The sequence below is a fragment of the Microbacterium sp. 22296 genome (assembly GCF_052045385.1).
Classification (GTDB): domain Bacteria; phylum Actinomycetota; class Actinomycetes; order Actinomycetales; family Microbacteriaceae; genus Microbacterium.
Genome location: NZ_JBQEOS010000007.1, coordinates 125,202 through 151,417, shown reverse-complemented (window position 1 = coordinate 151,417; position 26,216 = coordinate 125,202). Strand labels below are relative to the sequence as shown.

Below are 26,216 nucleotides of genomic sequence, written 5' to 3'. Positions count from 1 at the left end.
CCGCGCGTTAGCGTGGGGTGATGCGAAACGTTCCCCTCGGCACCACCGGCCTGACCGTCCCCAACGTCGTCGCCGGGATGATGCGCATCGACGACAAGACCGACGCCGACGTGCGAGCGCTCTACGCCGCCGCGCGAGACGCCGGGATCGACTTCTTCGATCACGCCGACATCTACGCGCGCTCCCTGCACTCCGCCGAGGAGCGGTTCGCCGAGGCCCTGCGGTTAAGTGCCGCTGAACGCGGTGAGATCCGTCTGCAGACGAAGGCGGGCATCGTACGTGAGGGCCCGTACTTCGACTTCTCCTACGAACACCTCGTCTCTTCCGTGGAGGCCTCGCTCCGCGCCCTGCGGACGGACTACGTCGACGTCCTGCTGCTGCACCGCCCTGACGCACTCGTCGAGCCCGACGAGGTGGCGCGCGCCTTCGACCACCTCGAGGACTCGGGCATGGTGCGTGCGTTCGGTGTGTCGAATCACACGCCGCGTCAGATCGATCTGCTGCGGACCGCCGTGCGTCAACCTCTCGTGGCCAATCAGGTGCAGTTGTCGATCGCGCACGCGCCTGTCGTGGTGCAGGGACTCGCCGGGAACATGGAGAGCACCCCCCAGTCGTCGGTGCGGGATGGCGGTGGATTGGTCGAGTACTGCCGGATCGAGGGGATCACCCTGCAGGCGTGGTCGCCGCTGCAGGGAACCCGCGGGGGCGGGGGCGTCTTCCTCGGCCACCCCGACTACGCGGAGGTGAACACCGTCATCGACCGGCTGGCGGGGAAGTACGACGTCACCCCTCTTGCCATCGCGGTCGCGTGGATCACGCGGCATCCGGCGGACATGCAGGTCGTCCTCGGCACGACGAGCCCGGGCCGTGTCACCGATGCGGCCGCGGGGTCCGACCTCCGGCTGACGCGGGCGGAGTGGTACGAGCTGGTGCGGGCCGCGGGATACCTCGTCCCCTGACCGGGTGCACGACGTGCTCGCGACAGGGTTCTCCCGCGCTCCCCTATGCTGGCCGCAGCCCGCGGAAGGGAGGAACGGATGAGCATACGGGCGCGACTGCCCTTCGGCGCCATCCTGAGCACGACCTCCGCCGTGATCTGTGCGGTGCCCACCCTCGTGCTGCCGGCCGATTCTCCCAATGCGCCGAAAGTCGCTCTTCTCGCGGTCGCCGCCGTGGTCTTCACCGTCGGCGTCGTGCGCGTTCGCAGTGAGGAGGGATCGCACTCCCAGGCAACACCCGAGGACGATCAGGCAGACGGGCCTCTTGGCGATGAACCTCCGGCGTGAGGGCCGTCAGCCCTCTCTCCTGATGAGATGCCGGGGCCGGCGGTCCGCACCGATGACCTGTGCTCGTCTCGCAGCGCCCGACGGGTGCGTCGGGGCCCGGTGATCGCACCGGCTCGGCGAGTGCGGCCGGTCAGGCAGCGCGGGCGAGTGTGCGCGGGCTCTTGGCGCGGGCCGAAGCGGTGGGAGCCGGCGCCGCGGCGCTCTCGTCGATCGCGACGTCGAGACTGAGGCCGCGGGAGGAGTTGGCGTCGTTCGCCATGCGCTTGAGCAGGTTCTGGTCGAGCGACTCCGGCTGCTCCGAGTCGAAGACGAAGCGGAGCGGGATCGACGGCTGCAGCCAGATGGTGGAGCGGCCTACGGGCTCGTCGGGTCCGTGGACCCACGACAGGGTGAAGCTTTCGCCACGGCGCAGCTTGGTCGCCACGACGACCTTCACGTGTGCCAGAACGCGGTCGTCGACGCTGATCGGCGCGGTGGTCGTGCCGTAGTAGAGCTTCGCCATGATGTACCCCTCTGCTCGTTGCTTGTGTTTCAACTTACTAGTTAGACTAGCGAATAGGCAAGCGAGATATTAGGAGAGATGATGACGAACGGCGCACCATCACCTCCGTCGTACTGGTACAGCGAGAGCGTGGATGACGACCGCGGAGCGCGGATCATGGAGGCCATGCGCTCGTACCGCTCCGCCGAGATGGCCATGCGCCGCCGCACGCAGGCATCCATGTCGATGAGCGAGAACGAACTCCTGGTCCTGCGCGTTCTGACACGCGCGTCGGCATCCGCTCTCGAGGTGACCCCGATGGATCTCGCCCGGCACCTGGGCGTGTCGACCGCGTCGGTCACGGCGCTGCTGGACAGGTTGGAGCGCTCCGGTCACCTTCAGCGAAGACCTCACCCGACCGACCGGCGCAAGGTGCTGGTGACGACGACCGGGCACGCCGACGTCGAGATGCATGACACCCTTGCGTCCATGCACGCACGCATGATGCAGGCCACCCGCGGCATGAGCGAGAGCGAAACCGCCGCCGTGACGTCCTTCCTGCACCGTATGCGATGCGCGGTCGCCGACGTGTGCGACGTCGCCGGCGACGGGTGCTGCGCGATGCGGTCGATGGTGCGTCCCACCCTCGTCCCCGACGACGACGCCGCGCCGGACACGGCCGCATGAACGCCTCGGTGGCGGCCGAAGTGGTCCTTCGCGTCGACGACGAGGCCGAGGTGGTGCTGTCGATCGCCCCCGCCACCGGCTGGGTCGTCCAGGAGCATCTTCAGATCACCGTGGACGGGCGCACGGTGGTGCACACGGAGCACCACGACGCTCACGGCACGCGTCTGCATCGCGCAACGCTGCCCGTCGGCAGCGCGATCGTCACCTACCGCGCCGAGGTCTCGACGCCCACCGCGCCGGCCGAGTCCGACGAGATGGACACCGTGCGCTACCTCCGGCCCAGCCGGTACGTCCCCTCCGACGAGCTCGGAGATGCGGCATCCGTCTTCGCGGGTCTCAGCCCGCGCGAGACGGTGGCGCAGGTGCCGGAGTGGGTGTCCGAGCACCTCTCGTACGTCCCCGGATCGAGCGGACCGACCGACACCGCCATCGACACGCTTCGAGCAGGAGAGGGCGTCTGCCGCGATTACGCCCATCTGACCGTCGGCCTGCTCCGCGCGAACGGTGTGCCGGCACGTCTGGTCTCCGCGTTCGCGCCGGGGCTCGCCCCCATGGACTTCCATGCGGTGGTCGAGGCCTTCGTCGACGGCCGCTGGGAGGTCGTGGATGCCACCCGACTGGCACCCCGCGACCACCTGGTGCGCATCGCCACCGGCCGAGATGCGGCCGACACGGCGTTCCTGACGACCCTGTCGGGAACCCTCACCCTGGAATCGGTCGAGGTCACGGCCGTCGCGGCGGGCGATGTCGCCGCCGACGACCACGCGCGGCCCGTGCTGTTGAGCTGACGGGTGCGGCCCGGTTCCGAATGCGATCGGACGGCCGTACGCCCCCGACGAACCTACTCGGCGACCCGCACGACCTCGGCGATGACCCGGGGGTCGGCGAGCACCCGGAAGTGCCCTCCCTCGGCCACGCGGACATTGCGCGCTCCGGCGAGCTCGCTGCCCTCGGGGATGTGCGGATCGAAGGGCCCGTAGATCGACACGATCCGCGCGTTGGCCTCGGCCGCCGCGGTCAGCGCGCGCATCGTGGCGTCCCCCGACGCGAAAGCCCGTAGTGAGGGGGTCGGCATCAGCCGGCTGTAGCGCGATCCCCCGAAGGGCGTGGCGACGGCGACCATCGCCCGCACCCGGGACCCGGCCGGGTGAAACGCCATGAGGTGCTTGCCGATGAGACCCCCCTTGCTATGCGCGACGAGCACGACGTCGTCGAGTCCGCGGGCGAGGAGCACCACCGCCACGCGGGAGGCCTGCTCGGCGATCGGACGACGGTTGTCCCCGAGCTCGTCGACGACGTGAACCGGATGACCGCGCTCGTGCAGAGCCCGAGCGAGGGGTTCGAGGAAGCGCCAGGTCTCGTAGATGCCCGGAAGCAGCACGATCGGGGTGCCCTCCCCCTCGGACAGACGCTCGGCGCCCTCCCGACCGACGAGGGCGCGCCACTGGCCGCGGAGGGCGTAGGCGTAGTCGCGCACCCACCACCGCAGGTCGCGCAGAGCGGTGCGAACCCTCGCCTGCACGGTGGATCGGGCATCCGTCGACATACGTCCATCCTCGCCACCGCGGCCTCGCGGAACCTCCGGGTTGCGCAGCCGGCTCCGCACACGCACGCCCCGTGCGCAACCCCGGAAAGGCGCGCGAGGGCCCGCCCTATCGTGTCGCCCATGGACATCTCAGACATCCGTTGGAACGAGCCCGCCCGCCAGAAGATCCTCGACGACGCCGACAACGTCCTGCGCGAGGCCGTCGTCGCGATCGCCCGCGAAAATGAAGGCATCTCGTCGGATGAGGCCTTCGCCCAGATCAACGCGCGCATCAAAGACCGCTTCATCGACTACGAACCCGGCCCCGATATCCGCACCTACGCCGATGCGATCGCCGCCGGCGAGGTGCCGACCGACGCCGAGTGAGGCCGCGCTCCCGGGCGCCGTGGTGTGCGCCCGGGAGCAGAGCGCCCGCGCCGCCTTCGGATTGGCTGAGAGCCGGTCGACGGGGCTGCGGAGCGGCGTACTGTGCGTATACCCCTCGCCGCCATCGTCGGCGCGGATGACGTCCCTCTGGCGTCTTCGACGACCCTCGCCCGTCGAGCCTTCCCCCACGTGGCTCCGGACGAGGGTCGTCGTCCGTTCTGCGGACCTGCGCTCCGTCAGCGATCCTCGCCGTAGCCGCGGATGCTGCGGAGGTCGTCCTTCAGGTCTTCGGTGGGCAGACCCTCATCGGCGACCGCCGCGTCCGCGGCACGCTGCTCGCGCGCGCCGTCCTTCTTCTCCTCGACGCCGGCATCGGTGGCGCCGTCCATGACGGGGGCGTCCTGGGTCTCTTCGCGGTCAGTCATCGTCGTCCTCCTCGGAACAGGTGTGATCGGAATCCTCGCGCAGCGACTCCCGGCCGAGGGAGGGGTTGCGCGCGAGTGGCGCGGTGGAGATCCCCCCGCCGACGGAGCACCGCCGCCTCTCAGTGGTGCGCGGGATGCCGCCGCTCGAGCGCCGACCCTTCGACGTCGACGTTCGGGATGATGCGGTCGAGCCACCGGGGCAGCCACCAGGCCGACCCGCCCAGGACGTGCATGATGGCGGGCATCAGCAGCATGCGCACGACGAACGCATCGAAGAGGACACCCAGCGCCAGACCCAGACCCATGGACTTGATGATCACGGAGTCGGAGGCGATGAAGCCGGAGAACACCGCGATCATGATGATCGCGGCCGCGGCGACGACCGTGCGACCGGCGCGGAACCCCTGCGCCACCGCCAGGCGCGGTGAGGCCCCGTGCGCCCAGGCCTCTCGCATCCCGGTGGCGAGGAACAGCTGGTAGTCCATCGCGAGGCCGAACAGGATGCCGACGAGGATCACCGGCAGGAAGCTCAGGATGGGGCCGGGATTGTGCACACCGAGTAGGCCTCCCAGCCACCCCCACTGGAACACCGCCGTCACCGCGCCGTACGTGGCGAAGAGGGAGAGGACGAACCCGGCGGTGGCGATGAGAGGCACCAGAAGCGAGCGGAACACCATGACCATGATGAGGAACGACAACCCGACGACGACGACGAGGTAGATCGGCAGGACGTCGGCCAACCCCTCGGAGATATCGATGTTGATCGCGGCGGCCCCCGCGACGCCGAGGTCGATGTCGCCGTCCACCGGCGGGATCGCCCGAAGGTCGCGGACGAGCTGCTCCGTCGACACCGCGTTCGGGCCTTCCCGGGGGATGACCTGGAACGCGGCGAGCGTGCGGTCGTCGGAGACGGCGACCGGGGCGACGGCCGCGACGTCGTCCTGCGCGAACAGCTCCCGGGCGACCTCGAGCTGCAGGCCCTGCACCTCGTCGTCCGTGGTTCCGTCGGGGAGGACCGCCGTGATGAGCAGCGGAGCATTGGCTCCCGCACCGAAGGCGTCCTCGGTCCAGGTGAAGGCCTGGTACGCGGTGGAGTCCTCGGCCTCCGATCCGCCGTCGGGCAGCCCCAGCCGCATCGACAACGCGGGGACGGCGACGACGAGGAGGGCCGCGACGGCGACGATCATGGTCACGACGGCGCGCAGGGTCGACATCGGGCGCACCGCCGTCGCCGTGGCCACGGCGCCCGTGCGCGCTGCGCGGCGCGGGTGCTGCACGGCATCGACGTCGTCGGCTCCCGCTCGCGCCACGCGTCGGGGGTGCTCCTCATCGTCGTTCCGGGCGGCGATGCGCGCCCGCGAGCGACGGCTCAGGATCCGCACGCCCGCAAGCCCCAGCAACGCCGGGGTCAACGACACCGCGATGAGAACGGCGACGAAGACACTCACCGCGCCCGCGGTGCCCATGAGACCCAGGAAGGGGATGCCGGTGATGTTCAACGCGAGCAGGGCGACGATGACCGTCATCCCGGCGAAGACGACGGCATTGCCCGCCGTGCCGTTGGCGAGGCCGATCGACTCGACCACGTCGGCACCCTGCAGCAGCTGTCGACGGTGGCGGTAGAGGATGAACAGCGCGTAGTCGATGCCCACTGCGAGGCCCAGCATCACGCCGAGGATCGGGGTGACGGATGCCATCTGGACGACCCCCGAGAACGACAGGGTGGCCATGGCGCCGATCGCGACGCCGACGAGCGCGGTCACGATCGGGAAGGACGCCGCGAGGAGCGATCCGAGCACCACGATCAGGACGATCGCCGCCACGGCGACGCCGATCGCCTCGCCGACGCCGAGGATCTCGGGCACGCCCTGCGAGATCTCGGTGTTGAAGGCGACGTCGACCCCGTCGACCGGGTCGGCGGTGAAGTGATCGACGACCGCCTCCTTCGACGCCTCCGACAGCTCCAGCCGGGGCTGGTCGAAGGAGACGTTGACGATAGCGGTCGAGCCGTCGTCGGAGACCAGGCGGATGGCATCCGCGAACGAGAGCAGCTCGGCGCCGTCGGCCAGCTGCGTCTCCTGCGCGGAGATCTGGTCGAGGCCGTCGGTGAGCTGCGTCTGCTGCTGCTCGAGGGCGACGCGCTGCTGATCGAGCTGCGCCTGCTGCGCGTCGAGGGCGTCGAGCTGCGACTGCTTCTGGGCATCGGGCAGGGGCGCCGCCTCCAGCTGCGCGCGCCCGGCGTCGAGCTGCTGCTGCGCCTGGTCGAGCTGGGCCGCGCCGGCGTCGAGCTGAGCCTGGCCGGCCTCGGACTGGGCACGGGCGTCGGCGAGCTGCTGACGACCGTCGACGACCTGCTGACGCTGCGTGTCGAGCTGCGCCTGCGTCGCGAAGGGGTCGGTCACCCGCGCGACGTCGGGGAGATCGCCCGCGGAGTCCACCAACCCGGTGATGTCGGCCTTCTGGGTATCGGTGAGGGCCGAGCCGTCGGAGGTGCGGAAGACGACCGCGCCGGATGCACCGCTGAAATCGGGGAGTTCATCCTGCAGTTCGGCGATGACGTCTCCGGATGCCGTGCCCGGGATGTCGAAACTGGAGCTCAGGCCCCCGAAACCGACGGCGAACCCGCCGCCGACGACGCCGAGGATGACCGCCCACGCGACGATCACCGTCCACGCGCGTCGCGCGGCGAAGGTTCCGAGACGGTGCAGCAGTTCGGCCATGCGGGGTTCCTCTCGTGCGGTGCGCGCGAGGGAGCACCGTCGGCTCCGACCAGTCCCGGCAAAGATAACACGCACCGTCTCGTCTTGAGAGAGCTCGATGTCGCGCACAATGGAGGTCATGGCTCTTCCGCGCAGTGGTCCCGTTCGCAGCGAAGCCGCGCGCCTGGCGATCCTCGAGGCGGCCGTCGCGCTCTTCACCGAGCGCGGCTACGACCATCTGACGATGGAGGGGATCGCGCGCCGCGCCGGAGTGGGCAAGCAGACCATTTACCGCTGGTGGCCCGGCAAGGGCGACGTGCTCGCCGAGGCCATCCTCGAGGGGCTGCTGCTCGGCGGTCGACGCGAGCTCCCCGACACCGGTGATGCGCGCACCGACCTCGCGACGTGGTTGGGCGATCTGTTCGCGTTGCGCGCGAGCGCCGAGGGTGAGGGGCTGTTGCGCTCCCTCATCGCGGCGGCGGCCGGCAACGCCGAGACCGGGCGTCGCCTGCGCGCCGAGATCCTCGCCGCTCCGCTCATGGAGCGGCTCTCCCAAGCCCTCGGCGGTGTCGACGGCCCACGGCTGAACGCCGCTGCCGACGCCCTGGTGGGTGCCGTCATCCTGCGCGCCCTCAGCCGGGATGAGGTCGACGGCGACGACGTGCTGCTGCTCGTCGACGCGATCGTCGGCGCACCCCGCGCGGATGGGCCGCCCGGATGACGCTCCGCACCGCAGGCGCGTTCGTCGCCGTTCGTCGAGCGCGACCCGACGGTGGGATAGCGTCGAAGCGTCATCCGTCCCTCGACCCGATGAGCACCCGATGAGCCGACCCAAGCTGCAGGACGTCGCCGCGCGCGCCGGTGTCTCGGTGACCACTGTCTCGCGCGTGCTCAACAATCGGGGTTACCTCAGCGACGACATCAAACGTCGCGTCGACGATGCCGTGTCCGAGCTCGGCTACCGCCCGAACGAGATCGCCCGTTCGCTCATCGGCCAGCGCTCGACGCTCGTGGGCCTGATCGTGCCCACGGTAGCCGACCCGTTCTTCGGCGAACTCGCCTCGCACGTCGAGGGGGCGCTCGCGACGCACGGCTACAAGATGCTGTTGTGCGACTGCCACGACACCCCCGAGCGCGAGGAGAAGTACCTCGATCTGCTGCAGGGCAATCGGGTCGACGGGATCATCAGCTCCACGCACAACCGCGACGTCGCCGGGTACGGACGGGCCGACCTGCCCATCGTGGCGATCGACCGCCGGCTGGGCGAGGGCATCCCCACCGTCCACAGCGACAATCGCACCGGAGGCGTGCTCGCCACCGAGCACCTCATCGCCCGGGGCTCGCGCTCCGCGGTGCATCTCACGGCCACCGATCACGCGGGCAACCAGCGGGCGGCGGCCTATCGCGAACGCATGCGCGCGCACGGCCTCGAGCCGCGCGTCATGGCATACGGCTACGACACCTCGCTCGAGGAGCGTCGGGCCGCGATCGAGACCTGGCTGACCGTGAACGCCTGCGACGGCGTCTTCGCCAGCGACGACCTCACCGCCCTGATGGCACTGGAATGGGCGCGCAAGACCGGGCGTCGCGTTCCCGACGACCTGCGCATCGTCGGGTACGACGGCGCGGCGGCGCTGCAGTTGGCCGTTCCCGGTCTCACCACGGTCCGCCAGCCCATCGAGCGGATGGCGACCCGGGCGGTCGACCTGCTCCTCGCGCGGATGACGGATGCCGCGGCGAGCGCCACCGCGGAAGAACCTCTTCCGGTGGCGCTGCGCCACGGCTGGACGTCCTGAGCCCCTCCGCGCCGCGAAGGGGTGGTCGCGGCCNCGGTGCGGCCGCGGGTCTACGGGGCGCTCGGGTCGTTGACGGCGATCGGGGTCACGGAGAGGTCCCGGATGCTGATCGCCCCGCCCGACGCCTCCGCGGTGACGCCCGCGCGGGCATCGGCATACGCCGCGGAGGTCAGCGAGGCACGCCCGCCGCCCGTGAACACCTCGACCGAGGAGGCGTCGACGAGGATGTCGAGGAAGAGCGAGCCGTCGGCATCCACCGGGGCGGTACGGATTTCGCGGTACGTCTCGGGCATGGCATCCGCCACCGCGTCCCGACGTCGATCGAGGAAGACGACCCCGGCCTCGGAGTCGTAGCCCACGGTCACCTCCGCGTCGGCGGAGCCGAATCGCAGCCGCAGCTCGCCCCCGTCCGGCGCGTCGATCCGGGCGCGCAGACGGTAGGCGCCCGTGTGCGGTTGCACGGGGAGATCGGCGATCACCCCGGGGGCGACCGCGAGGTCCGACGCCGTGCGAGGCTCGCCCTGCCGCGCGTCCAGGGCGGCGACGGGCTGCGACAGCAGGCTGAGGCGCCCGTCGATCTCGCGGAGGACGATCTCGCGTGTGGTCGAGAGCGATCCACCCTGCCAGCTGCCCCCGGGCAGGTCGCGCGCATAGGCCCAGTTGTTGATCCACCCGAGGGCGTACCGTCGCTCCAGTCGCCCCTCGTCGCCGTCGCGCGGGTCGTCCCACGTCACGGCGGCGTAGAAGTCGGCGCCCCCGTCGAGCCACTGAGGCTCGTCGGCGTCGGCCGTGAAGCGTTCCCCGTCCCATGCGCCCGTCCAGTACGCGAAGCCCGTCGTCCCGCCCCCTCGGGAGGCGTCCGCACTCACGCCCAGTACCCACGTGCGCCGACCCGAGTCGGGGTCGACCATCTCGAACAGGTCGGGGCACTCGAGCAGTCCGTACGCGGTGCGCACGAAGTCGGAGACGTAGGTCCACTCGCGCAGGTCGGGCGAGGTGTAAAACCCCAGGCGCTCCCCCTCGGCGAGCACCATGACCCACTGCTGGCGGGCGTCATCCCACACGATCTTCGGGTCGCGCCAGTCGGTCGCACCGGGATTCTCCATGACCGGGTTCCCTTCGTAGTTCTGGAACGTCATGCCGCCGTCGGTGGAGGAGAACAGCGACTGGCGCTGCACGCCGTCGTCCTGCTGGGTGGTCAGCGCGATGACCGCGCCCGCCCCGAACCCGGCCGTGTTGCGCTCGTCGATGACGGCGCTGCCGGTGAGGATGTCGCCCAGACCGTTGCGGTACTTCTCGATCGCGACACCGCGGTTCTTCCACGTGACCATGTCGGTGGAGGTCGCCAGGTGCCACTCGGTGCCGTTCCCGTCGGGGTAATCGGCGTTGTAGAGGTAGTAGAGGCGCCACTCGCCGTCGACGAAGATCGGGCGCTGGGGATCGTTGATCCAGTGCTGCTCCGGGGTCAGATGGAACGTCGGGCGGAACCTCTCCCACCCCTCGGGGGTGGCGAAAGCATCCGGCGTCGGGGTGGGAGAGGGCTGCGGCGTCGGTTCCTCGGCGCGCGGCAGCAGCACGATCACGAGCACCGCCGCGACGACCACGGCGATGATCGAGGCGATCACGAGGCCGGCGCGTCGACCGCGCGACCGGCGGACCGGGCGGGTGTCGATCCCCATCACGCGCGCCACCGAGCACCTCGTCGGCGAGCCGCCATGGCGGCACCGGCCAGCAGCAGGACCGCGCCGAGGACGAGGGGCACCGCGGCATCCGTTCCGGTCTCCGCCAGGCGGTCCGGAAGCTCCGGGCCGGGCTCGGGCGTCTCGGCGACCGGGGGAACCGTGGGGGTCGGCGAGGGCGCGGGTGCGATCGCCAGTCGCGGTTCCAGCGTGAGCGTGCGCGACGCCTCCCCGGGGACGGAGCGGCTCGCGGTGAACTCCCCCGTGTTGGACACCTCGGTCGCAGCCTCGTCGAGGATGGTCTCGAGGCCGATCTCGACGATCTCGTCGCCGACGGCGTCGACGCGAACGCTCACCTCGGCGTCGGCGCACGCGACGGTCACGCGTTCGGCGGGGACGTCGGTGGCGCCGACGAGGTAGCCCGTCACGGGATCGGTCTCGTTCGCCGCGCGGACGCGGACGCCCGCAGCGCAGTCGATGCGCTGGCCGGGCCCCGGGCGGTCGACGACGTCCAGGGAATCCCAGGGGCCCCGGGGGGATTCGAGGACCCAGCGGGCGCGCGTCTCGGTCTCGTCGGTCCATGCGCCGTACTTGCTGCCCCGAGAACGGTCGGGGGCGCCGAAGAACGGACCGGGCTCCTCGCCGGGACGAAGGGTCGCGTCGGCGGTGGATGCCGAGGTCTCGATCGTCGGCGGGGACTGATCGAGCACCGAACGCACGACCACCTCGCCGCGCCGATGGGCGGGGTCGGCGGCGGCATCGGTCAGCTCGATCGAGGCGAATCCGGCGTCGTCGATGCGCACGACGCCGATCGACACCCCGGTCGAGGCGATCCAGTCGGCTCCCGCCACAGCCCCCGCGTGCTCGGGCAGCGACAGGGTCACCACGTCACCGGGTGCCGCTTCGGCGGGCAATTCCCACCGTACGTCCGAGACCGTCTCGGCGCCGTCGCGCGTGACCGCGACGTCGGCGGGAAGCGGGACGACCGTGAGGGCGTTCGCGGGAGCGGCGAGCAGTGTCGAGCCGAGAATCACACCGCCGGTGACGGCGAGTGATCGGGTGAGGAGACGGGAGCCGACGCGGATCACTGCTCGCTCACCTCACGGGCGGTCCGGCGGCGACGCGAGACGACGAGGGCCGCGGCCCCGACGCCGACCGCGGCGACCGCGAGGCCCGCACCGGCGACCAGCGACGCCGAGTCCACACCGGTCACGGCCAGCGGCGAACCGGGTCGGGTGGTGCCGCCGGCGGCGGGTCCGTTCACCGACGCGGGAACGGGCGCGGGGGTCGCCGCGGGGTCGTCCTCGCTCGGCGCCGGCGTGGGAGAGGGAGAGGGCTGCGCGGGCCCCGGCACCGAGCTGATGCCGTTCGCGGCGAGCAGCAGCGTCGAGTCGAGCTGACCGTCGACGGTGTCGGCGACGGCCGCGACGACCTCGACCGGCTGGCCGGGGGCGACGTCGGTGGTGCACGTCAGCGCGACCGAGTAGCCGTTCATCTCGGTGTCGACCTCGCCGGGCGCGCCGGTGGCCGTGACGTTGGACACGTACAGCTCTTTGCGCGTGTCGGCGTTGATGGTGGTGACGCCCACCGGCACGTCGCCGACGGTCGAGCACAGCCGTCCGTCGACGTAGACGCCGAACGCGTCGGTGTAGTCGCGCTCCGCCCAGCCCGCGTACTCTTCGCTGCCGATGTGGTAAACGATTGTCAGCTTGTCACCCTCGGGCACGACGGTCAGCCGGAGCTCCGCCGCGTCGTAGGTGGTGGCGGCGAACGACGACTCGAGCAGGGCCGAGCCCGACCCGCCCAGATCGCCCGTGGTCGTGAGCTTCGCGTTGGGGCCGACCAACGACGACGACGTGAAGTCCACGTCGCCCGCAGCGGCGGGATCGGCCGCACGCAGCGAACCGGTGCTCAGCGCGACACCGGTGAAAGGGCCTGCGGGCAGCGCCAGGTCCAGATCGGCGACGGTTCCGGCCTGCACGGTCCGACCGAGCGAGAGCGCGGCGGACGAGAGCGAGACGTGCTCGCCGACCAGGGAATTCGCCGCGCTGGCGGCATCCTGGCCCTCGAAGGTGGCGACGGTGGCGGCGGCGTGCGCGGGAGCAGCGGCCAGCAGGACGATCGCGGCCGACGAGGCGGCCGCGGCCGCCGCCGCGAAGGGGATGCGCCGCGCAGGAGTCCTGCGGGCGGAGGGGACGAGCTGGGTCATGACGCTCCTGTGGGTTGCGATGGGCGCGACGAATGCGGGTCTTTTCGACCGGGTTCACGTCGTCGCGAAGAGGGTGGCTGGTGCGGGCTCAGATGACCGCGAGAGGAGGGATGCCACGGAGCACGCCATGCGGCGACTCGGGGTCGAGAGTGCCAGACATTCAGGGCGAATGCAAATTATGTCAAACGTTTGACAGATTAGAGCCATGCTCGTACGCTGATCGCCGAGGAGAAGGATCCACGTCTTGCGAACGAGAAAGCAGAACGACGTGACCACCACGCACAACCGAGCAGGGCGCACGCGCTTCCGGCTCGCGGCGATCGCCGCCGTGATCGCCACCACCGCCGCTCTCGCGGCGGGCGCACCCGCCCAAGCCGAACCCGCCCCCGCAGCCGTCGCGGGCTTCCCCGCCCCGACCGAGCACACCCAGAAGGCCTACGACCCCGAGGCCGACTTCACCGCCAAGTGGACCCGCGCCGACGCGCGCCAGCTCCAGGCCATGAGCGACCCCGCCGCCGCCTCGCGGGAGAACTCGATGCCCGAGGAGTACACGATGCCGACGGTGCCGCAGGACTTCCCCGACATGAGCAACGAGGAGGTCTGGGTCTGGGACAGCTGGACCCTCACCGACGGAAGCTCCGCCCAGCCCAGCTTCAAGGGCTGGGAGGTCGTGTTCTCGCTCGTCGCCGACCGCAAGCTCGGCTTCGACGACCGGCACACCTACGCCAAGCTCGGCTACTTCTTCCGCAAGGCCGACGTCGCAGAGCGGCCCGCGGACGGCGGCTGGACCTATGGCGGTCTGGTGTTCCCCGACGGGGCGTCCGGCGCCATCTTCGAGGACCAGTCCTTCAGCCACCAGACCGAGTGGTCGGGCTCGACGCGCATCTTCGACGGCAACAAGCTGCGTATCTTCTACACGGCGGTGGCGTTCTACCGCAATGACGACGGCTCCAACCGCAAGCCCTACGACCCGCGTCTCGTCCAGAGCGAGGGCCGCTTGTTCGCCGACGAGAACGGCGTGTGGATGACCGGCTTCCGCGACCAGCACGACATGCTGCAGGCCGACGGCGAGTACTACCAGACCGGCGCGCAGAACGAGTTCTTCAACTTCCGCGACCCGTTCACCTTCGAAGACCCCGCCCACCCCGGCAAGACGTACATGGTGTTCGAGGGCAACTCGGCATTCGCCCGCGGCGAGCGCGCGTGCACCGAAGAGGACATGGGCTACGCTCCCGGCGACCCGCACGCCGAGACCGCCGACGAGGCGATGGACAAGGGTGCGCACTTCCAGATGGCGAACGTCGGCCTCGCGGTCGCCGAGAACGCCGCCCTCACCGAGTGGCGCTTCCTGCCGCCGATCCTGTCGGCGAACTGCGTGAACGACCAGACCGAGCGTCCGCAGATCTACATCAAGGACGGCAAGTACTACCTGTTCACCATCACCCACCGCGGCACCTACGCGGCCGGCATCGATGGCCCCGAGGGCGTCTACGGCTTCGTGGGCGACGGCATCCGCAGCGACTTCCAGCCCGTGAACCGCGGCTCGGGACTCGCGCTCGGAAGCCCGGCGAACCTGAACTTCCCCGTGGGCGCCCCGTTCGCCCCGCACCCCGATCAGCACCCGGGGCAGTTCCAGGCCTATTCGCACTACGTCATGCCCGACGGCCTCGTGCAGTCGTTCATCGACACGATCGGCACGAGCGACGACTTCGTGCGGGGCGGAACCCTCGCCCCGACGGTGCGCCTCGACATCGAGGGCGACGCCGTCACGGTCGACCGCTCGTACGGAACGAACGGGCTCGGCCAGTGGGCCGACATCCCCTCGGGCTACGCGCACGAGATCGCCGGCACGGCCGACCCGCGGCCGATCGGCTGACCCGCCGCCCGTGAACGGGGCGCTGCACCCCGTGAACGGGCATCCCCGGCCCGCGCAACGAGGTTCCCCCCTCGGATGACGGGACACCCCACCCCAGGAACGGGGCTCCGCTTCGGCGGGGCCCCGTTTCGGCGTTCCCGGACGATGACGCCGACGGCGTGCGCGGCCCGGACGCGTACGCTGGCTTTCACCACCCCTGGGGAGGAGTGGCGAGGGGTCCGGGTGCCGATGGATGCCATGTCGATGGCGGACGCGATCCTCCGTGCCCTCGGCGGCGCGGAGAACGTGGTCGCCGCGACGCACTGCGCCACGCGCCTGCGGGTCACGCCTCGCGAGCTCTCGCGGGTGGACACGCACGCCCTCGGGGCCGTTCCCGGCGTGCTGGCCGCGCAGGTGGTCGGCGAGCAGGTGCAGATCGTGGTGGGCCCGGGGCGGGTCGACGACGTCGCCGAGGCGGTGGACAGCCGGCTCACGCCGCCGGTCGCGGCATCCGCCCACCCCCTTCCGACGCGGGCGATCGGCGTGCTCGTCGACGTCTTCACGCCGTTGCTCCCCGCGTTCGTGGCGGGCGGACTGCTCACGGCGCTCCACAACGTGCTCGCCGGACCCGGGGCATTCGGCGACCTGGCGGTGGTGGATGCCGTGCCGTGGCTGCGCGGACCCGTGGCGCTGGTGGGCCTGCTCGGGGCGGCGGTGTTCGCATTGCTGCCCGTCCTCCTGGGCTTCTCCGCCGCGGGGCGCTTCGGCGGCAGCCCGTATCTCGGAGCGGCGATGGGGGCGGCACTGGTGGCCGCTCCCGGCCTCTCGGCCGACTCCGCCCTTCCCGCCATCCACCTCGCCCCCGACACGGGGTGGGTGATCGCAGGAGTCGACGTCCTCGCCATCGACTACCAGGGCACGGTCGTACCGATCATCGCGATCTGTTTCGTGCTCGCGCGCTTCGAGCGCTTCTTCGGCCGCCGGTTGCGCGGATCGGCGCGCCTGCTGCTCGTCCCCCTGGTGACCCTGCTGACGACCGGCCTGCTCGCCTTCCTGGTCCTCGGACCGGCGTTGCGCTTCACCGCGGACGCCGCCGCGGTGGCCATGGAATGGCTGTACAGCAGCGCCGGACTGCTCGGTGGCACCGTCGTGGGCGCGGTGTACTCCCCGCTGGTGGTGACGGGACTGCACCAGGGTCTCATCGCCATCGAGCTCGGGCTGCTCTCGACCGGCGGGTCGTTCATCTTCCCCGTCGCCGCCGCCGCCAACGTCGCCCAGGCCGCGGCGACGCTCGCCGTATGGGTGTCGACGCGTCGGGGGTCGCGGCTGCGGGCACTGGCTGCCACCGCGACCGCTCCGGCCGCACTCGGCATCGCCGAACCCGCGATGTTCGGTGTGACACTGCGGCTTCGAATCCCCTTCGTCATCGCGGTGGGGGCGACGGCGATCTCCGCGACCCTGCTCGCCGCGTTCCGCGTGGAGGCGGTGACCCTGGGGGCCGCGGGGGTCTTCGGCTTCCTCTCGATCGCCCCGGGTCGGGTGGGGCCGTTCCTGCTGTGCCTCGCGGTGTCGGTGGTGCTGTCCTTCGCCGGAACGCTGGTGTGGGCGCGCTGGCGTCGACGCCGGGGCCGTCCCCTCGAGGGCGATGGCACCGCGGAGCCGCCCGACGACTCCGTCGTGCGCTCCCCCGTCACGGGCACCCGGGTGCAGGTGTCGACCCTCGGCGACCCGGCGTTCGCCGCGAGTGCACTGGGCCCGACCTCGGCGATCGCCCCCGCGTCCGGGCTCGTCTCCTCCCCCGCGGAGGGGACGGTCAGCGCGATCGCCGCCGCCTCGCACGCCTACGGCGTCACCACCGACGACGGCACGGAGATCCTCGTGCACGTGGGCATCGACACGGTGCGGTTGGCCGGCCGCGGGTTCCGCCCCCTCGTGCGCGTCGGCGACCGGGTGTCGCCCGGTGACGCGCTCGTGCACGTCGACCTCGCGGCGGTGACGGCGGCGGGGCTGGATCCGGTCGTCCTCACGATCGTCACGAACGCCGACGAACGCGCGTACAGCGCCGTTGAGGGGGAGATCGAGATCGCCCTCGGTACGCCGGTCCTGCGTCGGACGGGATCCGCGGAAGAAATCTGATTAACCGCTTGACCATCTCTTCGAGGGCTTGCTAGCGTCTGCGTAACCGATTAACCATTCCGGTTCCATCGGCGCAGTGAGTCTCGACGAGGAGTCATCCGAATGCACGAACGAGGGTTCTTCCGCCCACCCCACGCCTGGGTCGGCGACGTCATCCCGTGGGAGGAGGACGGTCGCTTCCACCTCTTCTACCTGCACGAATCGCGGCAGACGCCCAAGATCGGCATGCCCTGGCACCGCGTCGTCACCGACGACCTCGTCACCTTCACCGAGACGGGATCCGCGCTGGCCTCCGGCGGTCCGGATTCCGACGACTTCAACGTCTACACCGGCAGCGTCGTCGCCGCCGACGGCATCCATCACCTCTTCTACACGGGGCAGAACCCCGAACGCCGCGGCACCGACGGGCTCGCGCTGCAGCAGGTGCTGCACGCCACCAGCACCGACGGAATGCGCACCTGGCAGCGCCACCCCGAGCACACGTTCGGCGCCACCGCCGGCTACGAGACCGCCGACTGGCGCGACCCCTTCGTCTTCCGCGACGAGGCCGCGGGCCTCTGGCGCATGCTGATCACCGCCCGCCACGCCGAGGGGCCCGAGCGCCGCCGCGGAGTGATCGCGCAGTGCGTCTCGCGCGACCTCGCCACCTGGGAGCCCATCGAGCCGTTCTGGGACCCGCGGCGCTACATCGCGCACGAGTGCCCCGAGGTGTTCGAGTGGAACGGCTGGTGGTATCTCGTCTACTCCGAGTTCAGCGAGTCCTTCACCACCCGCTACCGCGTCTCGCGCAGCCTCCACGGCCCGTGGACGGTCCCCGTCGACGACACCCTCGACGGCCGCGCCTACTACGCGGCGAAGTCCGCCGCCCGGGACGACCGCCGCTTCTTCTTCGGCTGGATCGCCTCACGCGAGGGCGACACCGACGACGGCGCGTGGCAGTGGGCGGGCACCCTCTCGGTGCTGGAAGCCGAGCAGAACCCCGACGGCTCGCTGCGATTGCATCCCCCGGTCGAGCTGGCCGAGAGCTTCGACCGCGGCATCGCGTCGGTGGCATCCGGAACCGTCCTCCGCGCCCCCGACGGGTACGCCGACCTCCTCCTCCCCGAGAGCATCCCCGCGACGTTCCGCGTCGACGCCGTGTTCGACATCGCCGCGGGCACGAGCGAGTGCGGCCTGCTGCTGCGCGCGAGCGCCGACGGCGACGAGGGCTACGCGCTGCGTCTCGAGCCCCGTCGCAATCGACTCGTGTTCGACCGGTGGCCGCGCCGGTCGACCGGGGGCGAGCAATGGCAGATCTCGGGAGACGTGCCCTTCGCGGTCGAACTCGAGCGTCCCGTGACGCTGGCCCCGGGGCCGCACCGCCTCGAGGTGATCGTCGACGGCGACCTGTGCGTCGCCACGGTCGACGGCGCCGTGACCCTCAGCACCCGGCTCTACGACCGCACCACCGGCGGCGTCGGCGCCTTCGTCGGCGAGGGAACGGCGGCGATCCTCGGGCTCGAGGTGTCGACACCGAGACCCGACGACGGTGCGTCCGCCGTCACCCACGACGAGCTCCTCGTCGCCTCCTCGTAACCCCACCCGCACCCGAACCACACATCAACGGAGATTCACATGGTCCACCACGCCCGCACGGCATCCTGGGTCGCCCTGGCCGCCGCCACCGCCCTCGTCCTCTCCGGCTGCGCCGGTACCGGCTCCGGCGGAGACCCCACCGACGTCAACCCGGATGGCGAGATCAAGCCCCGCGAGATCTCCTGGCTGCTCTCGCGCCCGGCCGACGGCGGGGTCATCACCGCCATGCAGAAGATCGCCGACGAGTACGCCGCAGACCACCCCGGGTTCTCGCTCAACCTCATCACGACGCCCGACCGACCCAGCTACATCCAGAAGTACGAGACGCTCGCCGCGGCGAACAAGCTGCCTGAACTCTTCGACACGGATGCCACGCCCTTCGCACAGAAGCTGGCCGAGCAGGGTCGCATGGTCGACGTCGACCTGCTGCTCGACGACCTGGGCCTGTCCGACGACTACCGCGAGGCGGCCCTGAACTACCAGCGCTTCGACGACGGTTCGCTCTACATGGTGCCGTTCGAGTTCCAGCTGGAGTTCTTCTGGTACAACCGCGACCTGCTCGCCCAGGCCGGTGTCTCGGTGCCCGCGACGCTCGACGACTTCGCCCCGATGTGCGAGGCGCTGCGCGCGAAGGGGATCACCCCGATCGCCCTCGACGGCGCCGACGGCTGGCCGCTCGAGCGCTACATGGCGTACTACCCCTTCCGCCAGGCCGGTCCCGAGTACGTGCAGAAGCTCAAGACGGGGGAAGCGGCCTTCTCCGACGCTCCCGGTCGCGCCGCCGCCGACTGGCTGTACGGGTTGGGCCAGGCCGGGTGCTTCCAGGAGGGGTTCTCCTCCACCGGGTACGCCGACGCGCAGGCGCAGTTCACCTCGGGCAAGGCCGCCGTCTACAACATCGGAACGTGGGAGCTCGGCAACCTCGCCACCGACGACCTCGACGCCGGCGTGCGCGACAGCGTCGACTACTTCACCCTCCCGACGCTCCCCGGTGCGGTGACCGCCGACAACGAATACGTCACCCCGTCGGGCATCGGCATGGCCGTCAACGCCTCCACCTACGACCCGCTCGTGCGGGACTTCCTCGCCTTCGCCCTCGAGCGCTACCCGGCCGAGGTCGCCGCCTCCGGCGCCCTGTCGCCGACCACCGGCGTCGAGACCGAGATCCCCGCGACCGCCACCCCGCTGTACAGCCGGGCGATCGCGCAGGCGGGCGACGTCGGCGAGAAGATCGCCATGCCGTGGGACACGCAGCTCGACCCCGCCACCAACACCCGTCTGCAGCAGGAACTGACGCTGCTCGTGCAGGGCGACATCACGCCCGACGAGTTCGTCAGCACCATGGATGCCGCCCTGACGGAGAACGTCGGTGGCTGACACGCTCGCACCGAGCCGGCCCCGGGCGACCGGGGCCGGCCGGCCCACCCCGCGCCGCGCGCCCATGCGCACCTCGATGCTTCCGCGCCGCTCCGGGCTGGCCGTGGCCGTCTTCCTCGTGCCGCCGCTGCTGCTGTACAGCGCCGCCGTGCTGCTGCCCATCGGGCAGTCGCTCGTGCTGAGCCTGTTCGAGTGGGACGGCATCACCGACCTGCAGTTCGTCGGACTCGACAACTACGTCAAGATGTTCACCCGCGACGACGTGTTCTGGACGGCCTTCGGCAATGCGCTCGGATACCTCGCGATCTGCCTCGTCCTGCAGCTCGGCGGAGCCCTCGCCGTGGCGGGGCTCCTCACCGCCCTCCCCCGAGCCCGCGAGCTCGTCAAGACGCTCTACCTGCTGCCGGCGGTCATCTCCACCGTCGCCATCGCGTTCCTCTTCTTGCGGGTCTACTCGCTCGAGCCGGTCGGCCTGCTCAACCAGTTGCTCGCCTGGGTGGGCCTGGAGGGCCTGCAGACGGCGTGGTTGTCGAACGTGCAGACGGTGCTGGCGGCGGTGTCGATCCCCGAGGGGTGGCGCTTCACCGGGCTGTACATGCTCATCATCTACGCGGCCCTCATCGCCGTGCCCAAGGAGCTCGAAGAGGCCGCCCGCCTCGACGGTGCGTCCTGGTGGCAGACGTTCTGGCGCATCCGCTTCCCCTACATCCGGCCCGTCTGGATCACCACGACCGTGATGGCCACGACCTTCGCCCTCCGCGGTTTCGACATCCCGTACCTGCTCACCAACGGCGGCCCCGGCCAGTCGTCGGAGCTGCTGACCACCTACATGTACAAGACGGCCTTCGTCCACACCGACTACGGCTACGCCAGCGCGATCTCGGTCTTCATCGTCGTCGAGTGCCTGGTCGCCGTCGGCCTCATCTTCCTGCTGTTGCGTCGGAAGGACGCGTGATGAGCATCACCCTCTCCCCCGCCCCCGTGGCATCCGTTCCCCCGGCACCCGCGCCCACACCCCGCCGGGTGCACCGCTCGCCGCGCCTGCGGGTGCAGCGCACGCTGCTCACGGTCACCGTCGCGCTGATCGTCGTCGTGCAGGTGTATCCCCTGCTGTGGCTGTTCCTCACGAGCTTCCGCACCGCGAGCGACTTCGCCGGGGGCGACCCGTTCGCCCTCCCCCGCGAGTGGACCCTCGACAACTACGCCCGCGCCTTCGGCACCGGCAACCTCCTGCTGAACATCGGCAACTCGCTCATCGTCACCCTCGGGGCGAGCCTGCTCATCGTGGTCGCCGGGATGATGGCCGCGTACGCGTTGCAGGTGCTGGGCTTCCGCCTCAGCGGATTCGTGCGAGCGCTGTTCCTGCTCGGGATCATCGTGCCGGTGCAGATCGCTCTCGTGCCGCTGTTCATCGATTACTCGCAGGTGGGCCTGCTCGACACCCACCTGTCGATGATCCTGCCGTTGGCGGCGTTCTCCCTCCCGATGGGGGTGTACCTGTTCTCGTCGTTCTACGAGTACATCCCGCGCGAGCTCTACGAGGCCGCCTCCCTCGACGGAGCGGGTCCGTACCGCATCTTCCTGCAGATCACGGCGCCCCTGTCTGTCAACACGATCATCACGGTGGTGCTCGTGAACAGCATCTTCATCTGGAACGACTTCATCTTCGCGAACACCTTCGTGCTCTCCGATGGGCTCAAGACCATCCCGCTGGGCCTGCAAAACTACATCGGAGCGATGGGCAACACCGACTGGACGGCGACGTTCGCCGCGGTGTGCGTCACGGTGACGCCGCTGCTGCTGGTGTTCCTCGTGCTCAACAAGGCGATGATCGCCGGCCTGGAGAGCGGAGCCACCAAGGGATGAACGCGAGGACCCCCTCATGACCACGACCATGCGCGATGTCGCCAAGGCCGCCGGCGTCTCGGTCGCGACCGTGTCGCACGTCGTCAACGACAAGCCGGGCGCCCGCATCGGCGAAGACGCACGGCGGCGCGTGCAAGAGGCCGTGGTCGCGCTCGGATACCGTCCGAACGCCCTGGCCAAGACGCTGTCGGAGGGGAGCTCTCGCTTCATCGGGCTGGTGGCGGATGCCATCGCGACCACGCCCTTCGCCGGTCAGATCATCCACGGCGCCCAGGACGAGGCGTGGCGTCACGGCTTCGTCCTGCTCGTGGCCAACACCGAGGGCAACGCCGCCGCCGAGAACGACGCGATCGCGATGATGCTGGAGCATCAGGTGCGCGGCATCCTGTACTCCACCTGGTACCACCGCGAGATCCAGGTGCCGCCGCCGCTGCAGCACACCGAGACGGTGCTGGTGAACTGCTTCGCCGCGGATGATGCGTTCCCGGCCATCGTGCCCGACGAGGAGCAGGGCGGGCGCACCGCGACCGAGCAGCTTCTCGCGGCGGGGCATCGCCGCATCGCATTCGTCAACACGACATCGCCCTCGCCCGCGCGCAGCGGCCGGCTCGCCGGGTACCGCGCGGCGCTGGCGGCGGCGGACGTCGAGGTCGACGACGCTCTGGTGTTCGAGGCCGCGCCCGAGCAGGAGGGCGGCTACGACGTCACGGCGGCCGTCATCGACTCGGGTGCGACCGCCGTCTTCTGCCACAACGACCGCGTTGCGATGGGGCTCTACGACGGCCTGCGCGAACGGGGGCTGCGCATCCCCGACGATGTCGCCGTCATCGGCTTCGACAACCAGGACGTCATCGCCGCGCACCTGCGCCCGCCCCTGTCGACCGTCGCCCTCCCGCACTACGAGCTCGGGGCCGCGGGAGTACGCGCGCTGCTCGGCCTCGAACCCCCCGCCATCGGTGCGCGACAGCTGATCGCGTGCCCCTCGATCCCCCGGGAGTCCGTGTGAGCCTTCCCCGTCCGCGCTTCCACCTCGCCCCCGCGCAGAACTGGATGAACGATCCGAACGGACTCGTCTTCGCGGGCGACCGGTGGCACGCCTTCTTCCAGTTCAATCCGCAGGGCAACGACTGGGGCAACATGAGTTGGGGTCACGCCTCCAGCCCCGATCTCCTGCACTGGGACGAGCATCCCGTCGCGCTTCGCCACCGCCCCGGCGAGCAGATCTACTCCGGCTCGGTCGTGGCCGGCGACGACGGCACGCTCACCGCGTTCTACACCAGCGCCTACGACCACGGCGTCCAGGCCCAGTCGCGCGCGACCAGCGTCGACGGCGGCTTCACCTGGACGATGGATGCCGCGAACCCGATGCTCGATCGCGGGAGCGCCGACTTCCGCGACCCCAAGGTCGTGCGCGTGCCCGGCGGCGGCTGGCTGATGCTCACGGTCGAGGCGGTGGAGCGCCGGGTGGTGTTCTACGCCTCCGACGACCTGCGCACCTGGCGCGAGACGGGCTCGTTCGGTCCGCTCGGGCCCGAGGGCGTGGTTTGGGAGTGCCCCGACCTCGTACGTCTGCCGCTGGAGGGGACGACCGAGCGCGTGTGGGTGCTGCTGCTGAGCACCAACCCGGTGGGCGACGACGCCGACCCGGCGGGTTCTGCGATGCACTACGTCGTGGGCGATCTCGTCGACGACGTCTTCCATTCCCCGGCTGCCGACCTCCGACCGCTCGACCACGGCCGCGACTGCTACGCCGGCGTCACCTTCGACAGCGCCCCCGGGGGTTCCGCGGTGATGCTGGCGTGGATGGGCAACTGGCGCTACGCGCACGTCGTTCCCACCTCGCCGTGGCGCGGGGCGATGTCGCTCCCGCGGACGCTCGGGCTGCGGCGCGCCGACGACGCGCTCCATCTCGTCCAGCGGCCCGTCCTGCCGCCCCTCGACGACGTCGAGCTCGATTCGCCCGCCATCGCGCCGCACGCCGTCCTCGAGGTGCGGTGGGACACCGCCGCCACGGGCACCATGCGCCTCCGGTTGGAGGGAGAGGGGGATGCCGTGGTCGACGTCATCCACGACCCCGCAGCCCGCACGCTCTCCGTCTCGCGCTCCGGACGCGAAGCCGACGCGCTGCACCCCGATTTCGCGGGTGTTCGCACCGCGCCGCTGGTGGACCCCGCCGCGGGTGCCCTGACACTCGTGATCGACGGGCCCCTGATGGAGGTCTTCGCCGACGACGGCCTCACCGCGCTCTCGCATCTGGTGACCCTCGGCGCAGGCCCCGTCACGGTCTCCGCGACCGCCTCGACCTCCGTCGTCCCCACCGTGCGCGTCGGCGAGGCGCGGGTCGGCTCGCCCGCCCCCACGGCACAGGAAGGTCCCGCGGCTCCGGCGGCCGCCTGACCGACGTCTCCGAGAACCGCCGGCCCACCCGGCGGGTGCATCGTCGCGCCCGTCGATCACGAGGAAGTGAGTACCATCATGCCGTTCGAGATCTCCCGACGCACCCTCTTGCAGGGCGCCGGGGCCGGGGCCTTCGGCCTCGCCCTGGCCTCCGCCGCCGGCCCGTCCGCGTACGCGGCCGGCGCGTCGCAACGCGCGATGTTCCACATGACGCCCCCGACCGCGTGGCTCTGCGACCCGCAGCGCCCGATCGTCTCCGGGGGGAAATATCAGCTCTACTACCTGCACTCCGCCGTCAACAACGGCGCCGGCGGATGGGACCACGCCACCACCGACGGGGTGAGCTTCACCCACCACGGCACCGTCCTGCCCCTCACGAACGGCGTGCCCGTCTGGTCGGGATGCCTCGTCGTCGACACGGCGAACACGGCCGGATTCGGCGCGGGAGCCGTGATCGCGCTCGCGACGCGTCCGACCGACGGCATCCGCAAATACCAGGAGCAGTACCTGTACTGGTCCACCGACGGCGGCTTCTCGTTCACGATGCTCCCCGACCCCGTCCTCGTCAACACCGAGGGGCGCACGGCGCAGACGCCCGCGGAGGTCGACAACGCGGAGTGGTGCCGCGACCCCAAGGTGCACTGGGACGCCGTCCGCGGCGAGTGGGTCATGGCCCTCGGGCGCGCGCGCTACGCCGGCTTCTACACGTCGCCGAACCTGCGGCAGTGGACGTGGCGCAGCAACTTCGACTACCCGAACCCCCGGCTCGGCGGGATCGAGTGTCCCGACCTGTTCGAGATGACGGCCGGCGACGGCACCCGCCACTGGGTGCTGGGCGCCAGCATGGACGCCTACGGGGTGGGCCTGCCCATGACCTACGCCTACTGGATGGGCACGTGGAACGGCACGCGGTTCGTCGCCGACGACCTCACCCCGCAGTGGCTGGATTGGGGCTGGGACTGGTACGGCGCGGTGACGTGGCCGAGCATCGAGGCCCCCGACACCAAGCGCCTGGCGATCGGGTGGATGAACAACTGGAAGTACGCCGCGCGCGACGTGCCCACCGACGCCACCGACGGATACAACGGACAGAACTCGATCGTGCGCGAGCTGCGATTGGAGCGCCAGTCGGGCGGGTGGTACAGCCTGTTGAGCGCGCCGATCGCCGCACTCGCCTCCCGCGCCACCTCGAGCGTGACGCTCCCGGGTCGCACCGTGACCGGCAGCGCGGTGCTGCCCTGGACGGGCCGCGCCTACGAGCTCGATCTCGACATCTCGTGGACGGATGCCACCAATGTCGGCGTCTCGGTCGGTCGCTCGGCCGACGGATCCCGCCACACCAACATCGGCAAATACGGCGCCGATCTCTACGTCGATCGGGGACCCTCCGAACGCAGCGGCTATGCGCTGGCGCCTTACACCCGGGCGGCGGCTCCGATCGACGCGGCGGCCAGGTCGGTCCACCTGCGCATCTTCGTCGACCGCCAGAGCGTCGAGGTGTTCGTCAACGGCGGGCACACGGTGCTCTCGCAGCAGGTGCACTTCCTCGACGGCGACACCGGGATCTCGCTGTACACCGACGGGGGCGCGGCCACGTTCTCCGGCATCACGATCCGCGAGTTCGCGGTACCGGTGTAGGGGGGAAGAGGGGCACGGCCGGGAGCGCGGATCGCGCGCTCCCGGCTACCACAGTGCGGCCGGCGCCGTCCAGCGCCTGACCGTCGGGCGCCATCGCGTAGAATCGACTCCAGCAAGGGGAGTACTCCCACCGCGACGATCTCGTCAGTACGGTCCACGCCATCGTGGGCCCGGGACGTCGGCCCGACTCGCCGGGTG

General features: G+C 70.8%; 23 protein-coding genes. 16 read left to right on the top strand and 7 right to left on the bottom strand.

Going from position 1 to position 26,216, the window contains the following annotated elements; translation table 11 throughout:
* Positions 1 to 20: 20 nt before the first annotated feature.
* The gene (locus ACTJJP_RS13875) at positions 21 to 959 is read left to right on the top strand and encodes an aldo/keto reductase (protein WP_440775561.1); all 939 of its coding nucleotides are present in this window, start codon (positions 21 to 23) and stop codon (positions 957 to 959) included.
* 78 nt (positions 960 to 1,037) lie between these two features.
* Entirely contained in the window at positions 1,038 to 1,286 is a 249-nt protein-coding gene (locus ACTJJP_RS13870; RefSeq protein ID WP_440775560.1) for a hypothetical protein, read from the top strand.
* Positions 1,287 to 1,416: 130 nt separating this feature from the next.
* On the opposite strand, the gene ACTJJP_RS13865 is transcribed toward ACTJJP_RS13870, so the two are convergent.
* Entirely contained in the window at positions 1,417 to 1,788 is a 372-nt protein-coding gene (locus ACTJJP_RS13865) for a DUF7882 family protein (protein WP_440775559.1), read from the bottom strand.
* An 81-nt stretch (positions 1,789 to 1,869) separates the two neighbouring features.
* On the opposite strand from ACTJJP_RS13865, the gene ACTJJP_RS13860 reads away from it, so the two are divergent.
* Both ACTJJP_RS13860 and ACTJJP_RS13855 read left to right on the top strand, forming a co-directional pair.
* Positions 1,870 to 2,454 carry a MarR family winged helix-turn-helix transcriptional regulator gene (locus tag ACTJJP_RS13860; RefSeq protein WP_440775558.1) on the top strand — a complete coding sequence of 195 codons (585 nt, stop codon included), beginning with the start codon at positions 1,870 to 1,872 and terminating at the stop codon, positions 2,452 to 2,454.
* Positions 2,451 to 3,242: a transglutaminase-like domain-containing protein gene (locus tag ACTJJP_RS13855; RefSeq protein WP_440775557.1), complete on the top strand. Its 792-nt coding sequence runs from the start codon at positions 2,451 to 2,453 to the stop codon at positions 3,240 to 3,242. The genes ACTJJP_RS13860 and ACTJJP_RS13855 overlap by 4 nt, the downstream gene beginning before the upstream one ends.
* Before the next feature lie 53 nt (positions 3,243 to 3,295).
* On the opposite strand, the gene ACTJJP_RS13850 is transcribed toward ACTJJP_RS13855, so the two are convergent.
* The gene (locus tag ACTJJP_RS13850; protein ID WP_440775556.1) at positions 3,296 to 4,000 is read right to left on the bottom strand and encodes an esterase/lipase family protein; all 705 of its coding nucleotides are present in this window, start codon (positions 3,998 to 4,000) and stop codon (positions 3,296 to 3,298) included.
* A gap of 120 nt (positions 4,001 to 4,120) precedes the next feature.
* Between ACTJJP_RS13850 and ACTJJP_RS13845 the strand changes: the two genes are divergently transcribed.
* Positions 4,121 to 4,366: a hypothetical protein gene (locus ACTJJP_RS13845; protein WP_440775555.1), complete on the top strand. Its 246-nt coding sequence runs from the start codon at positions 4,121 to 4,123 to the stop codon at positions 4,364 to 4,366.
* Between the two features lie 236 nt (positions 4,367 to 4,602).
* On the opposite strand, the gene ACTJJP_RS13840 is transcribed toward ACTJJP_RS13845, so the two are convergent.
* Both ACTJJP_RS13840 and ACTJJP_RS13835 read right to left on the bottom strand, forming a co-directional pair.
* Positions 4,603 to 4,791: a hypothetical protein gene (locus ACTJJP_RS13840; protein WP_055960171.1), complete on the bottom strand. Its 189-nt coding sequence runs from the start codon at positions 4,789 to 4,791 to the stop codon at positions 4,603 to 4,605.
* 119 nt (positions 4,792 to 4,910) lie between these two features.
* Entirely contained in the window at positions 4,911 to 7,511 is a 2,601-nt protein-coding gene (locus ACTJJP_RS13835; RefSeq protein ID WP_440775554.1) for an MMPL family transporter, read from the bottom strand.
* A gap of 118 nt (positions 7,512 to 7,629) precedes the next feature.
* On the opposite strand from ACTJJP_RS13835, the gene ACTJJP_RS13830 reads away from it, so the two are divergent.
* Positions 7,630 to 8,211 (top strand): TetR/AcrR family transcriptional regulator, encoded by a 582-nt coding sequence (locus ACTJJP_RS13830; protein WP_440775553.1) that lies wholly within the window; start codon positions 7,630 to 7,632, stop codon positions 8,209 to 8,211.
* A gap of 100 nt (positions 8,212 to 8,311) precedes the next feature.
* A complete protein-coding gene (locus ACTJJP_RS13825) occupies positions 8,312 to 9,286 on the top strand; it encodes a LacI family DNA-binding transcriptional regulator (RefSeq protein ID WP_440775552.1) in 975 nt (324 codons plus the stop codon).
* Between the two features lie 50 nt (positions 9,287 to 9,336).
* Here ACTJJP_RS13825 and ACTJJP_RS13820 read toward each other — a convergent pair whose 3' ends face one another.
* From ACTJJP_RS13820 to ACTJJP_RS13810, 3 genes are read right to left on the bottom strand one after another with little or no spacing between them, the layout of a single operon-like run.
* Positions 9,337 to 10,965, bottom strand: a complete 1,629-nt coding sequence (locus ACTJJP_RS13820) for a glycoside hydrolase family 32 protein (RefSeq protein WP_440775551.1) — start codon at positions 10,963 to 10,965, stop codon at positions 9,337 to 9,339.
* Entirely contained in the window at positions 10,965 to 12,053 is a 1,089-nt protein-coding gene (locus tag ACTJJP_RS13815; RefSeq protein ID WP_440775550.1) for a hypothetical protein, read from the bottom strand. Before ACTJJP_RS13815 ends, ACTJJP_RS13820 begins: the two co-directional genes overlap by 1 nt.
* Positions 12,050 to 13,174, bottom strand: a complete 1,125-nt coding sequence (locus tag ACTJJP_RS13810) for a choice-of-anchor L domain-containing protein (RefSeq protein WP_440775549.1) — start codon at positions 13,172 to 13,174, stop codon at positions 12,050 to 12,052. The genes ACTJJP_RS13815 and ACTJJP_RS13810 overlap by 4 nt, the downstream gene beginning before the upstream one ends.
* 268 nt (positions 13,175 to 13,442) lie before the next feature.
* On the opposite strand from ACTJJP_RS13810, the gene ACTJJP_RS13805 reads away from it, so the two are divergent.
* The 9 genes from ACTJJP_RS13805 (at position 13,443) to ACTJJP_RS13765 (ending at position 26,018) form a co-directional block, all read left to right on the top strand.
* The gene (locus tag ACTJJP_RS13805) at positions 13,443 to 15,050 is read left to right on the top strand and encodes a glycoside hydrolase family 68 protein (RefSeq protein WP_440775548.1); all 1,608 of its coding nucleotides are present in this window, start codon (positions 13,443 to 13,445) and stop codon (positions 15,048 to 15,050) included.
* A gap of 237 nt (positions 15,051 to 15,287) precedes the next feature.
* A complete protein-coding gene (locus ACTJJP_RS13800) occupies positions 15,288 to 17,165 on the top strand; it encodes a glucose PTS transporter subunit IIA (RefSeq protein ID WP_440775547.1) in 1,878 nt (625 codons plus the stop codon).
* 102 nt (positions 17,166 to 17,267) lie between these two features.
* Complete coding sequence (locus ACTJJP_RS13795) at positions 17,268 to 18,740, top strand: family 43 glycosylhydrolase (protein WP_440775546.1); 1,473 nt, start codon at positions 17,268 to 17,270, stop codon at positions 18,738 to 18,740.
* 39 nt (positions 18,741 to 18,779) lie between these two features.
* Positions 18,780 to 20,117: an ABC transporter substrate-binding protein gene (locus ACTJJP_RS13790; protein ID WP_440775545.1), complete on the top strand. Its 1,338-nt coding sequence runs from the start codon at positions 18,780 to 18,782 to the stop codon at positions 20,115 to 20,117.
* A 76-nt stretch (positions 20,118 to 20,193) separates the two neighbouring features.
* A complete protein-coding gene (locus ACTJJP_RS13785) occupies positions 20,194 to 21,072 on the top strand; it encodes a carbohydrate ABC transporter permease (RefSeq protein ID WP_440775582.1) in 879 nt (292 codons plus the stop codon).
* A complete protein-coding gene (locus ACTJJP_RS13780) occupies positions 21,072 to 21,983 on the top strand; it encodes a carbohydrate ABC transporter permease (protein WP_440775544.1) in 912 nt (303 codons plus the stop codon). The genes ACTJJP_RS13785 and ACTJJP_RS13780 overlap by 1 nt, the downstream gene beginning before the upstream one ends.
* Positions 21,984 to 21,999: 16 nt before the next feature.
* Positions 22,000 to 22,989: a LacI family DNA-binding transcriptional regulator gene (locus ACTJJP_RS13775; RefSeq protein WP_440775543.1), complete on the top strand. Its 990-nt coding sequence runs from the start codon at positions 22,000 to 22,002 to the stop codon at positions 22,987 to 22,989.
* A complete protein-coding gene (locus ACTJJP_RS13770; protein ID WP_440775542.1) occupies positions 22,986 to 24,380 on the top strand; it encodes a glycoside hydrolase family 32 protein in 1,395 nt (464 codons plus the stop codon). Before ACTJJP_RS13775 ends, ACTJJP_RS13770 begins: the two co-directional genes overlap by 4 nt.
* A gap of 78 nt (positions 24,381 to 24,458) precedes the next feature.
* Positions 24,459 to 26,018, top strand: coding sequence for a glycoside hydrolase family 32 protein (locus tag ACTJJP_RS13765; RefSeq protein WP_440775581.1), 1,560 nt, complete (start codon positions 24,459 to 24,461; stop codon positions 26,016 to 26,018).
* Positions 26,019 to 26,216: the final 198 nt, after the last annotated feature.

Bases quoted from the DNA above. Each gene is read 5' to 3' on its own strand.
- ACTJJP_RS13875 (WP_440775561.1), top strand. From the start codon at position 21: ATGCGAAACGTTCCCCTCGGCACCACCGGCCTGACCGTCCCCAACGTC.
- ACTJJP_RS13870 (WP_440775560.1), top strand. From the start codon at position 1,038: ATGAGCATACGGGCGCGACTGCCCTTCGGCGCCATCCTGAGCACGACC.
- ACTJJP_RS13865 (WP_440775559.1), bottom strand. From the start codon at position 1,788: ATGGCGAAGCTCTACTACGGCACGACCACCGCGCCGATCAGCGTCGAC.
- ACTJJP_RS13860 (WP_440775558.1), top strand. From the start codon at position 1,870: ATGACGAACGGCGCACCATCACCTCCGTCGTACTGGTACAGCGAGAGC.
- ACTJJP_RS13855 (WP_440775557.1), top strand. From the start codon at position 2,451: ATGAACGCCTCGGTGGCGGCCGAAGTGGTCCTTCGCGTCGACGACGAG.
- ACTJJP_RS13850 (WP_440775556.1), bottom strand. From the start codon at position 4,000: ATGTCGACGGATGCCCGATCCACCGTGCAGGCGAGGGTTCGCACCGCT.
- ACTJJP_RS13845 (WP_440775555.1), top strand. From the start codon at position 4,121: ATGGACATCTCAGACATCCGTTGGAACGAGCCCGCCCGCCAGAAGATC.
- ACTJJP_RS13840 (WP_055960171.1), bottom strand. From the start codon at position 4,791: ATGACTGACCGCGAAGAGACCCAGGACGCCCCCGTCATGGACGGCGCC.
- ACTJJP_RS13835 (WP_440775554.1), bottom strand. From the start codon at position 7,511: ATGGCCGAACTGCTGCACCGTCTCGGAACCTTCGCCGCGCGACGCGCG.
- ACTJJP_RS13830 (WP_440775553.1), top strand. From the start codon at position 7,630: ATGGCTCTTCCGCGCAGTGGTCCCGTTCGCAGCGAAGCCGCGCGCCTG.
- ACTJJP_RS13825 (WP_440775552.1), top strand. From the start codon at position 8,312: ATGAGCCGACCCAAGCTGCAGGACGTCGCCGCGCGCGCCGGTGTCTCG.
- ACTJJP_RS13820 (WP_440775551.1), bottom strand. From the start codon at position 10,965: ATGGGGATCGACACCCGCCCGGTCCGCCGGTCGCGCGGTCGACGCGCC.
- ACTJJP_RS13810 (WP_440775549.1), bottom strand. From the start codon at position 13,174: ATGACCCAGCTCGTCCCCTCCGCCCGCAGGACTCCTGCGCGGCGCATC.
- ACTJJP_RS13800 (WP_440775547.1), top strand. From the start codon at position 15,288: ATGTCGATGGCGGACGCGATCCTCCGTGCCCTCGGCGGCGCGGAGAAC.
- ACTJJP_RS13795 (WP_440775546.1), top strand. From the start codon at position 17,268: ATGCACGAACGAGGGTTCTTCCGCCCACCCCACGCCTGGGTCGGCGAC.
- ACTJJP_RS13790 (WP_440775545.1), top strand. From the start codon at position 18,780: ATGGTCCACCACGCCCGCACGGCATCCTGGGTCGCCCTGGCCGCCGCC.
- ACTJJP_RS13785 (WP_440775582.1), top strand. From the start codon at position 20,194: ATGCTTCCGCGCCGCTCCGGGCTGGCCGTGGCCGTCTTCCTCGTGCCG.
- ACTJJP_RS13780 (WP_440775544.1), top strand. From the start codon at position 21,072: ATGAGCATCACCCTCTCCCCCGCCCCCGTGGCATCCGTTCCCCCGGCA.
- ACTJJP_RS13775 (WP_440775543.1), top strand. From the start codon at position 22,000: ATGACCACGACCATGCGCGATGTCGCCAAGGCCGCCGGCGTCTCGGTC.
- ACTJJP_RS13765 (WP_440775581.1), top strand. From the start codon at position 24,459: ATGCCGTTCGAGATCTCCCGACGCACCCTCTTGCAGGGCGCCGGGGCC.